The 11,262-nt window shown below is 46.2% G+C and carries 10 protein-coding genes; 8 read left to right on the top strand and 2 right to left on the bottom strand.

What is annotated here, in order from left to right:
* Positions 1-6 precede the first annotated feature (6 nt).
* From ACLU9Q_RS17045 to ACLU9Q_RS17070, 6 genes are all read left to right on the top strand, one after another.
* The gene (locus tag ACLU9Q_RS17045) at positions 7-714 is read left to right on the top strand and encodes an MBL fold metallo-hydrolase (RefSeq protein ID WP_412625681.1); all 708 of its coding nucleotides are present in this window, start codon (positions 7-9) and stop codon (positions 712-714) included.
* Between the two features lie 24 nt (positions 715-738).
* On the top strand, positions 739-1,521 hold the full coding sequence (locus ACLU9Q_RS17050; protein ID WP_296840373.1) for an inositol monophosphatase family protein: 783 nt from the start codon (positions 739-741) through the stop codon (positions 1,519-1,521).
* 39 nt (positions 1,522-1,560) lie between these two features.
* Positions 1,561-2,232 carry an MgtC/SapB family protein gene (locus ACLU9Q_RS17055; RefSeq protein WP_296840370.1) on the top strand — a complete coding sequence of 224 codons (672 nt, stop codon included), beginning with the start codon at positions 1,561-1,563 and terminating at the stop codon, positions 2,230-2,232.
* Positions 2,233-2,641: 409 nt separating this feature from the next.
* Positions 2,642-3,826, top strand: coding sequence for a M20/M25/M40 family metallo-hydrolase (locus tag ACLU9Q_RS17060; protein WP_296840367.1), 1,185 nt, complete (start codon positions 2,642-2,644; stop codon positions 3,824-3,826).
* A 369-nt stretch (positions 3,827-4,195) separates the two neighbouring features.
* Complete coding sequence (locus ACLU9Q_RS17065) at positions 4,196-4,699, top strand: DNA-deoxyinosine glycosylase (RefSeq protein WP_296840364.1); 504 nt, start codon at positions 4,196-4,198, stop codon at positions 4,697-4,699.
* 274 nt (positions 4,700-4,973) lie between these two features.
* Positions 4,974-6,299, top strand: coding sequence for an MATE family efflux transporter (locus tag ACLU9Q_RS17070; RefSeq protein WP_296840361.1), 1,326 nt, complete (start codon positions 4,974-4,976; stop codon positions 6,297-6,299).
* A 129-nt stretch (positions 6,300-6,428) separates the two neighbouring features.
* Here ACLU9Q_RS17070 and ACLU9Q_RS17075 read toward each other — a convergent pair whose 3' ends face one another.
* Both ACLU9Q_RS17075 and ACLU9Q_RS17080 read right to left on the bottom strand, forming a co-directional pair.
* Positions 6,429-6,731 (bottom strand): hypothetical protein, encoded by a 303-nt coding sequence (locus ACLU9Q_RS17075; protein ID WP_296928017.1) that lies wholly within the window; start codon positions 6,729-6,731, stop codon positions 6,429-6,431.
* On the bottom strand, positions 6,721-7,959 hold the full coding sequence (locus ACLU9Q_RS17080) for an IS110 family transposase (protein ID WP_412624635.1): 1,239 nt from the start codon (positions 7,957-7,959) through the stop codon (positions 6,721-6,723). The genes ACLU9Q_RS17075 and ACLU9Q_RS17080 overlap by 11 nt, the downstream gene beginning before the upstream one ends.
* Positions 7,960-8,246: 287 nt before the next feature.
* Here ACLU9Q_RS17080 and ACLU9Q_RS17085 point away from each other — a divergent pair, with 287 nt between their 5' ends.
* Together ACLU9Q_RS17085 and guaA are read left to right on the top strand one after the other, a co-directional pair.
* Positions 8,247-9,278 (top strand): SDR family oxidoreductase, encoded by a 1,032-nt coding sequence (locus ACLU9Q_RS17085; RefSeq protein ID WP_298515858.1) that lies wholly within the window; start codon positions 8,247-8,249, stop codon positions 9,276-9,278.
* Positions 9,279-9,680: 402 nt separating this feature from the next.
* Positions 9,681-11,225, top strand: a complete 1,545-nt coding sequence (gene guaA, locus ACLU9Q_RS17090) for a glutamine-hydrolyzing GMP synthase (RefSeq protein ID WP_298515861.1) — start codon at positions 9,681-9,683, stop codon at positions 11,223-11,225.
* Positions 11,226-11,262: the final 37 nt, after the last annotated feature.

Raw genomic sequence — 11,262 nt, forward strand, 5'->3', positions numbered from 1 at the left:
TGGAAAATGTTGAAATTTACGGGCTGCGGAGCCGCACTGTATCCGAAGCTATATAACAGCAACGGATATTTCCGGATCGGGGAGGATCTGTTTCTGATCGATTGCGGGGAAACTACGTTCCGACAGCATTATATGGCGGGAAATTTTGAAGGGATGAAAAGTGTCACTGTGTTTCTCACACATATGCATGCTGACCATATGGGAAGCCTGGGCACGCTGATCGTTTATTGTTATCTGAAGCTTGGAATACGCACAAGAGTGATATTTCCGGAGCCGGAGAAGCTGACGACTGTCTTTGGGCTGACCGGAGTGGAGCCGGAACATTATGAGCTGCACGGGGATTATGCAGTTTACGGCGACGTCCGCGTAAAGGCGGTGCCCGTACCGGTGAAGCATCATGAAATCATGGTGAATTCTTTCGGATATCTGTTTGAAGCAGATGGAAAACGCTTTTATTACAGCGGCGATGCGGCGGAGCTTCCGGAGACGGTGACAGAAAAGCTTTTTGCAGGGGAGCTTGATGAAATTTATCAGGATACGTCTGTGGAGGATCACGGCGGGGCCCATTTTACACTGGCAAAGCTTGAGGAGACAATTCCGGATGACTATCGGTCGAAAGTATATTGTATGCATTATGACGGAGAATTTTTTGATACTATTCGCAGCAAAGGATTCCGAACGATAAAGGATAAAGTGATAAAGATCAGGGAATAGAAACAGATAAGGGAGTAGACAGGTATGGGCAGGTACAGTGATTTGCTGGAAAAGGTAAAAAAGACCGCCAGAGAGGTGGCCAAGATCGCAAAAAATGATGGCTCTGTTTCTGTAAAGCAGAAGGGCGCGAAGGACTTTGTGACGGAGGTAGATATGAGGATCAGTGATGTTCTCTGCGAAAAGCTTCCCGGACTTCTGGAGGGCTCCATTGTGATTTCGGAGGAGGGCTATAAGGGCAAGCCGGATCAGAAATACTGCTGGATCATAGATCCGATCGACGGAACCAGTAATTTTATTTACAGTCATCCGGACTATGCCATTTCTATCGGACTTCTGGAGAATGCAGAACCGGTTCTTGGAGTGGTTTACAGTCCACAGAGTCAGGAAATGTTTTATGCCGCGAAGGGTGAGGGCGCCTATTGCAATGGAAAGCGAATATTTGTGTGCAGGGACGCCAGCGTAAGCCAGACGCTGGTTCTGGCAGAGACAAATCCATACAGCGACCGGGTGGCGAATAAATTTCCGCAGGTATTCAGCAATATTTACCGGGACTGTATAGACTACCGGATCACGGGCTCCGCAGCACTGGACTGCTGCTATATTGCCTGCGGCAGGGGCGGGGCGTTTATTGCTGAAAATCTGAAGCCATGGGATTATGCGGCGGGAGAAATCATAGTGCGGGAGGCAGGAGGAAGTTTTTCGCAGTGGGATGGCAGACGACCGACTTATTATGGAAATACTACGGCGCTTGCCACGAATACACTGGTGCATGAAGAAATTCTGGGACGGCTGAAACAATATATATAGAACCGAACAGACAGGAGAATAAAAAGGAGGCGGCTGGTTATGGATTGGTGTGCAGAACTGTCTTACTTTATTCGTATTGGAATGGCAGGTGTCTGTGGCATATTAATTGGTATGGAGAGACAGCACCGGACCAAGTCGGCAGGAATAAGAACACATTTTATGGTGTCGATTGCCACTGCCCTTATGATGATTATTTCAAAATATGGTTTTCTGGATGTTGCAGGAATGGATGGACTGAGCTGTGATGTATCCAGGGTTGCAGCGGGCATCATAAGCGGTGTCGGGATATTGAGCGGCGGTCTGATACTGATCGGAAAACAGGGATATGTGAGCGGAATTACCACGGCGTCAGGTGTATGGGTGACGATCGCGATTGGTATGGCACTTGGCGCAGGCTTGTACAGCCTTGGCATTGGAACGACGGTAATTGTTCTTGTTGCACAGGTTGTATTTCACAGCAGGCTGAGCATCTTCCGTGAACAGACCAGGGCGATGCTTGTTTTTAAGACGGAAAAGGGGAGTTACGAGGGATTGCTTCAGAAACTGGAGGCATATGGAGCAAAGGTGCATTCTGTGAAGTGGGATTACAAAAATGAAAATTACTGTCAGATGAAATGCCAGGCGTATTTTCCGGATAGCTGCTCCAGAAGGCAGATCATGGAGTTTGTGTCCGGATGTGAAAATGTTGACAGTGTTGAATTAATCGGATAAAAGAACCTCATCAGAGACGAAGGCGGATCTGATGAGGTTCTTTTCTAATGAGAGAATCTGATGAGTTTTTTCTAATGTGTGATGTAAGCATTTTTCTGGCATTTTTTAATATAAGATGTCAGGCATTTTTTCTAATGTAAGATTGTATTCTGCGGGGTGGGATGCTAAAATAAAGAAAAGTGTAACGCGGCAACATACTGTGAAGGAATGCATTAAAGAGGAAATATGGAGAGCAGGAATGTATTAAATAGAAAATATGGAGAGCAGGATTGTATTAAATGGAAAATATGGAGAGCAGGAATGTATTAAATGGAAAATATGGAGAGCAGGAATAAATTAAATGGAAAATATGGAACAAGAATACATTAAAAGGGAAATATGGAACAGGAATAAATCACATGGGGAAACGATGACACAGAATTATATTGTGATGGAGCATATCATACAGGAATATGTGGAATCACATTATGAAGAGACGATTACTTTGTTAAAGGAACTGGCAGCGATCCCGGCGCCTTCCGGCCGGGAGGAAAAACGCGCAGCGTTTGTGCTTGAATGGCTACATAAGCAGGGAGCGGCTGGAGCGTTTATTGATGAAGCCGGAAATGTTATTTTCCCATATCAATGTGAGACGGAACGGAAAATGGTGGCAGTGATGGCGCATATGGATATTGTGTGTCCGGATACAGAGGAGCTTCCTCTAAGAGAGACAGAAGGGTCCCTTATAGGACCGGGTGTGCGTGATGATACAGCCAATCTGGTGAATATGCTGATGACGATTAAGTTTCTGCTGGAGCAGCAAACGGAAATTTTGTGTGATGTTACGGATTCTGTGCCGGGCATATTATTTGTTGCAGATGTCGGGGAAGAGGGGCTTGGAAATTTAAAAGGCAGCCGCCAGATCTGGAAGAATTATGGGAGCAGAATCTGCGAGTGGATATGTTTTGACCTCAATTATAATGTGATCTACAATCGTGCGGTGGGATCTCAGAGGTATCGTATTTCCGTTCGCGCAGAGGGCGGACATTCCTACAAGGATTTTGGAAAAGAGAACGCGATTGTGCAGCTTGCGGAAGTGATTATGGCGCTGTATGAAGCGCCTTTGCCGCAAAATGCAAAAGTTACGTACAATGTGGGAAAAGTAGAGGGCGGCACTACGGTAAATACGATTGCGCAGGAAGCCTCCATGCTCTATGAATTTCGCTCAGAATCTAAAGAAGCGATGGAGTTTATGGAATGTTTTCTTCAGGAAACACTGCAGCACTTTCGGAAAAAAGGATTTCGGATTGAAGCGGAAATGTTGGGCGTTCGTCCTGGAAACGGTGCGATAGATGTAGAAGAGCAGGAGGCCCTGACGCAGCGCTGCCGGAACGCAATCAGAAAATATTATGATGGTGAAATCATATGTGATGCCGGTTCTACAGATGGAAACATACCGCTTTCCCAGGGAATTCCTTCGGTTACAATAGGCACCGCGCTTGGCGAAGGGACGCATACGCGACAGGAGTCGGTTGCAATAGAAAGCATGAAAACCGGACAGAAGATCGCAATCGAGATTGTAATCGGAGAGATGAGAAAACGATGCGGCACGTAACAGGAATTGCAATCGAGCTTATAACCGGAGAGATGAGAAAACGATGTGGCACGTAAGAGAAATCGCAATTGAGCTTGAAACCGGAGAGATGAGAAAACGATGCGGCACGTAAGAGGAATTGCAATCGAGTTTATAACCGGAGAGATGAGAAAACGATGCGGCACGTAAGAGAAATCGCAATCGAGCTTGAAACTGGAGAGATGAGAAAACGATGTGGCACGTAACAGAAAATAGCTGAGGTGGAAAACAGAAGAGGCAGAGTGGAATAAAGAATTGCCCTGGCATGGATATTTAGATATTTGATGTGTTAGTTTTAGAGTTTGAGAACTTGCGGTAAGATGGTATAAAGCAGAAAGGCGGGAGTGCAGGATGGCGCAAACCTATCAGCATGTCACACATACATTTGAACCGGTTTTTGATGAAGAGTCGCGGATATTGATTCTTGGAACTTTTCCGTCTGTGAAATCGAGGGAAAATCATTTTTATTATGGGCATCCGCAGAACCGTTTCTGGAAGGTATTAAGTAATCTTTGCGCGGAGCCAACGCCGGTTTCGATTGAAGAAAAGAAAGTTTTTTTGCTGGGAAATCACATAGCAATATGGGATGTGATTGCAGAATGTGATATTGTGGGTTCAAGCGACAGTTCCATCAAAAACGCTGTGCCCTGTGATCTGGGCAGGATTTTATCACAGGCGCCGATAAAGCAGATTTTTGCAAACGGCGGAAAAGCGTATGAACTGTATCAGAAATACAGCTATCCGGTGCTGAAAAGAGAGATCACAAAGCTTCCATCCACAAGTCCGGCAAATGCGGCTTTTCAGATGGACAGGCTATTAAAAGAATGGAAAATTATAAAAAAGGCTTTGCAGTAAGGCACGCCTGCAAAAGGCTTTGAGGTAAGGTAGGTCTGCAAAAGGGCCTGGGGTAAGATACGTCTGAGAAAGGCTCTGGAGAAAGGCACACCTTCAAAAAGCTCTGGGGTAAGATATGTCTTCAAAAATGGAGTTGTGCTGAGAAAGGCTAAAAGAGGGTCTGTAGTAAGAGATGTCTGAAAATGAGAATACTTTCGAAAAAAGTATTGAAAAGAGAGCGAAAATGCTGTAAAAATATTGCATGAGAAATCATATTATTGAGGGGATGGGGAGTATGAGGTTTACAGACAGACAGTTACGTCAGCTGATCATTCCGCTGATTATCGAACAGCTCCTGAGCGTTACAGTCGGGCTGGCGGATTCTGTCATGGTCGCAAGTGTGGGAGAGGCGGCTGTATCGGGAGTTTCCCTGGTGGACACGATCATGGTATTGATTATCAATATTTTTGCGGCGCTTGCTACCGGAGGAGCTGTGGTGGCAGGACATTATATCGGTCAGCAGAAAAAAGAGCTTGCCAGCAAAGCAACAGATCAGTTAATATTGTTTGTCACAATTTTATCTGTTGCGGTGACGGCGCTGATGTACGCCGGACAGAATCTGATTCTGCACGGGATTTTTGGAAAAATTGAAGCGGATGTAATGGAAAACGCAAGAGTTTATCTGCTGATCGTAACGGCTTCCATTCCGTTTATTGCATTATACAATGGCGGCGCTGCGATATTTCGTTCCGTTGGAAATTCCAAAATATCTATGGAATCATCATTGCTTATGAATGTGATCAATATTGCAGGAAATGGTATTTTGATTTACGGCTGTAAAATGGGCGTTGAAGGAGCGGCGATACCGACGCTGGTTTCCAGAATGTTTGCCGCTCTCATAATGATCATGTTGCTTCGCAGAGAAAATCAGCCGGTTCATATGTCACGAAAAATACAGTTTCACTTTGATAGGCATATGATACGCAAAATATTGCATATCGGGGTACCGAATGGACTGGAAAACAGTATGTTTCAGTTAGGAAAGATTTTGGTGCTGAGCCTGGTGGCAACCTTCGGCACTGCATCCATTGCGGCGAATGCTGTTTCAAATACGATCGCAATGTTTCAGACTCTGCCCGGGATGGCGATGGGATTTGCTATTTTAACAGTTGCAGCACAGTGCGCCGGAGCGGGAGATTATGACCAGGTGAAATATTACACGAAAAAGCTGATCGGGATTGTGTATCTGGCAATGATTGCGGTAAATGTGATTGTTTATCTTTTACTGCCGGTGATTATTCAGATTTATCATCTGCAGCCGGAAACAGCAGCGATGACAAGAAAGATTTTAACATATCATGCGTGCTGTGTATGCACGATATGGCCCATATCGTTTGATCTCCCGAATACTCTGCGGGCGGCAAATGATGTGAAGATTACTATGTGGATATCGATTCTTTCCATGTGGATATTTCGAATATTATTTAGTTACATATTGGGACAATACCTGGGCTGGGGAGTTTTCGGTATCTGGGTGGCGATGACGATCGACTGGCTTTTCCGGGCAATTTGTTTTTCAATACGTTACATAAGGGGAAAATGGCAGTACCAGAAAATTTAGTCTGCAAATAAAAAGTCAAGCAGAAATTGATGAACTTTGAAAATTTTATACAGGTTGAAATTAGGGCATAAACGTTAAGCCACCGGTTTACGCTGGCTTAAGAAAAAAGGAAGCCATATATTGTGCCACCTATAAGGGATGTTCACATTTTAATTTTTGAACATAGCCTACAGAACATCGGAATTCCCGGGCAATACGACGCATGGGAATTCCTTGTGCGATACATTCTCTGATAGCATCTTTCTCGCGGTCAGAGAATTTCGGTATCCTTCCGGCATTGCGTGGATTTTCGTTCGCTTTTATGACGGTTCCTCCAATGGACAGGGCATAATCCGCCGCGTCTTTCTCGGAGAAAAAACCAGCCACAACAGGCACGCCTTTGAGGACGAGATATCTGAAATTTACCTCGCAGGGATATGTTTTATATTCCATCCTTCTCCGCCTCCGTGTCGGATGTCTGGGGCAGTGAGGCAAGATATTCCTTTACCCGCCCGTAATAAATACGGAGAAATTTGTTCGCACCAGCGGTCATGTAGACGTAATAAGGTTTGCCCTGCGCCCGTTTTTTATCCATAAAGGCGTAAACGGGATCGTCAGCAGGGGAACGTTTGATGAGCCCGTCCATGATCTGGAACAGGGTTTTGCGCAGATACGGCGAGCCTTTCTTTGTGGTAGGCACACTTTTACGGATGCGCTGCCCGGAATCATCCTTTCCGGGGTCAACGCCGGCAAAAGCAGTCAGAGCCCCGCGGTGTGTAAACCGTGTCACATCCCCGATCTCAGACATGAGCTGGGGACCGAGGGTAGGCCCGACACCATCCATAGCCAGAACAACCGGATATTCCGGCAGCGCGGAAGCAGCCTTATCCATTTCCAGACGGAGGGATTCTACTGTCCGGGAAGCAGTATTAAGCATTGCCACAGCCTGCCAGATGAGCATTTTTGTGTTGTCATCTTTTGGAAATACGGCGATCAGGTCAGAAGAGGCATGGTAGATATTTTCCGCTTTCTGTGCGCTGAAATTATAACCTTTGCGTTTGCACCAGTTCTGGTAATGCTTTTTGAAGGCTTCCGGCGACCTGGAGCGGACACAGTCCACATGCCAGTAGGTATGGACAAAATCCACCCATTTCTGGCTGCCATCGCTGCGCGCAGGGCTGTCAAAGAAGTCATTAGCACCCGGATAAGTCTGGTCAAGCAGGGCAATAAGATTGTTTTTCATGGCAGTTTTCTGTGCCATATAGAAGCCGAACTGTCGGTTCATGGTTTTTAATTGGTTGCGTGTTTTATCCATGATTCCATATTGCTTCAGTTTTGCCCAGCGGTCAAGAGTATAGCGTGCGATTTTTTTGGAATCCGCTTTGTCGGTCTTTGGAGTGCGCAGGGAATCATCCCCGAAGTTCCTGATGAGAATGGGGTTTACGGCGCTAACAAAGATACCGGCGTCAGAAAGCCACATGGCGACCGGCTCGTAGTACCTTCCGGTGTGCTCCATGCAGACCTTCGTCTCCCCGTCAAGCTCCTTTATCTGCCCGATCAGTCCGTTGATAGCGGACTGTGTATGGGGAATGTCGCGGGGAGGCATCAGGACAACGTCGCCAGGCCTGCGGATGGTAACAGTGCTCTTGCCTTTGGAAACATCAATACCAACAGCGTTCATAATGGATACTCCTTTACAATGAATCAGCAATGGTCAATACCAGATTTACTCATTGCCTGTTCAATCTACTGGGTATCACACGAACGCCTGTGGGTTCAACCTGCGTAAAACGAATGCTGCGAATGAGGGCTGGTTGGCTGACTAAATTACGGACGTAAAGTCCTAGTAGAAGGTGGCCAGACCTATTGCCTTACTCATTCTAACAGCTTAAGCAACAAGATGGGTAATTCCTTACTGGCTGTAAGGGGTATTAACCATAAATACATTGTAGTAGAAGGAGGGCGGATATGAAAGCATTATTTATTGGAGGAACAGGCACGATCAGCACGGCGATTTCCAGAAAATTGCTGGAAGAAGGACATGAGCTGTGGCTGATTAATAGGGGAAACCGGAACAGAGAGCTTCCGGAAGGTGCACATATTATTACAGCAGATATTAATGATGAAGCATATGTTGCAGAGCAGATCGCCGGGCAGCAGTTTGATGTGGTGGCGGATTTTATTGCGTTTGTTCCGGAGCAGCTGGAACGGGATTATCGGCTGTTTAAGGGAAAGACGAGACAGTTTATTTATATCAGTTCGGCGTCCGCATATCAGAAACCGCTGTCAGATTACCGGATCACGGAGGGCACGCCGCTTGCAAACCGTTACTGGGATTATTCCAGAAACAAAATTGCCGGGGAAGAGCTTTTGATGAAGCTTTACCGGGAAGAGGGCTTTCCGGTAACAATCGTGCGTCCAAGTCACACATACAGCGAGAGAAGTGTGCCGGTGGGACTGCATGGGAAGAATGGCAGCTACCAGGTATTGAAGCGTATGATGGAGGGAAAGCCGGTTCTGATCCACGGAGACGGCAGTTCTTTGTGGACATTGACTTTTAACAGCGATTTTGCAAAAGGATTCGTTGGACTTATGGGAAATATTCACGCAATCGGCGAAGCAGTGCAGATTACCGGGGACGAGTCTTTGACGTGGAATCAGATTTACCAGACGATAGCGGATGCGCTGGGAGTGACGTTAAAGCCGTACTATGTGTCTTCACATTTTCTGGCAAAATGTAATCTGCAGGGAATCGATATAGAGGGAAATCTGCTCGGAGACAAGGCAAACACAGTAGTATTTGAAAATACGAAATTAAAGAAACTGGTGCCAGGCTTTTGCGCGGATATCCGCTTTGACCAGGGGGTGCGCAGGGCCGTATCGTATGTGATGTCTCATCCGGAATGCCAGAGGGAGGATCCGGAATTTGACGCATGGTGCGATTGCGTGATCGAGGCGCAGGAGGAGGCGCTGAAGAAAGTGCGGATGCTGCAGAAATAAAGTGATTAATAACGGCATCTCAAGTCAACTTCATTTCAAGTCAGGCGGAAGATCGGTATCTCAGCCTGGATTACGTAAACTCTGCGAGACTTGTATATGTGATTGTCAGCTGTGCAGAAAATTTGCGAGACTTGCATATGCGATTGTCGGCTGTATAGAAAACCTGCTTACATGTAAGCATGACGCGTTTGTTTCTGATATTTGCCGCATGGCTGAGCAGTTACAAAGCTTATAAAAGAATTGCGAAAGAATAAGATTTTGGAATTGCCAAACAGCATGTTCTACATTATAATGTAAAATATACATTTTGCCAGATGACACATTTATTTATGTGATGAAGTGGATGTGTCAGAGACATGTAATGTGGTGGCAGAATATCACAAAAAGAACAGGAGGCATACTGTGAAGCGAGAATTGGTAATTGTACTGGATTTTGGTGGTCAGTATAATCAGCTTGTTGCCAGAAGGGTCCGGGAATGTAACGTTTATTGTGAGATTTACTCTTACAAAACAGATTTGGAAAAGATCAAAGCAATGAGCCCCAAAGGAATCATCTTGACCGGAGGACCAAACAGTTGTTATGAACCGGATTCACCGACTTACTCGGCAGAGCTGTTTAAAATGGGAATTCCAGTGCTGGGCTTATGCTATGGAGCGCAGCTTATGCAGCATGTGCTTGGCGGAGAGGTAAAGCGCGCCGAGGTGCGGGAGTACGGAAAAACGGAAGTGTTTGTAGATACAGGCTCGCCAATATTTGAGAATGTATCTGAAAAAACAATATGTTGGATGAGTCACTTTGATTATATCGCAAAGATTGCACCGGGATTTCGTATTACTGCGCATACGGCGGACTGCCCGGTAGCGGCAGCGGAGAATGAAAAAGATAAATTATATGCGATTCAGTTCCACCCGGAGGTGCTTCACACCCAGGAAGGAACCAAAATGCTCGCAAACTTTGTGTTAAATATCTGCGGATGTTCCGGTAGCTGGCGCATGGACTCTTTTGTGGAGGAATCCATAAAAGCAATCCGTGAAAAAGTGGGAAGCGGCAAGGTACTCTGCGCGCTCTCGGGCGGCGTGGATTCCTCGGTTGCGGCGGTACTGCTGTCGAAGGCGGTCGGCGAACAGCTTACCTGTGTGTTTGTAGATCATGGTCTGCTCCGCAAAAATGAGGGCGACGAGGTGGAGGCGGTATTCGGCCCTAAAGGACCATATCACTTAAATTTTATCCGTGTAAACGCGCAGAACCGTTTTTATGAAAAACTGGCAGGCGTGCAGGAGCCAGAGGAAAAGCGCAAGATTATCGGAGAAGAATTTATCCGCGTTTTTGAAGAAGAGGCAAAAAAGATTGGCACGGTAGATTTTCTTGTGCAGGGCACGATTTATCCGGACGTAGTGGAAAGCGGGCTTGGCGGCGAATCCGCTGTGATCAAGTCACATCATAATGTGGGTGGACTTCCGGATTATGTGGATTTTAAAGAGATCATAGAACCATTACGTGATCTTTTCAAGGATGAGGTACGCAAAGCGGGTCTGGAGCTTGGCATTCCGGAAAATCTTGTTTTCCGTCAGCCATTCCCGGGACCGGGACTTGGAATCCGCATTATTGGTGACATTACCGCAGAAAAAGTCCGCATCGTCCAGGATGCAGACGCTATTTATCGTGAAGAAGTAGCAAAAGCAGGTTTGGCAAAATCTATCGGACAATACTTCGCAGCACTTACGAATATGCGATCTGTCGGCGTAATGGGAGACGAGCGTACCTATGATTATGCGGTTGCATTGAGGGCGGTGAATACGATCGACTTTATGACAGCAGAAGCAGCGGAGATACCGTTCAGTGTATTGCAGAAAGTGATGAGTAGAATTATTAATGAAGTCAAGGGGGTTAATCGGGTATTTTACGATCTGACGAGTAAGCCACCGGGGACGATTGAGTTTGAATAGTTGACGCTGGGCTACAAAGCCCGTAACCACGGGGCTT

It is taken from the genome of Marvinbryantia sp., from assembly GCF_047017445.1.
In the GTDB taxonomy this organism is placed as follows: Bacteria; Bacillota; Clostridia; order Lachnospirales; family Lachnospiraceae; genus Marvinbryantia.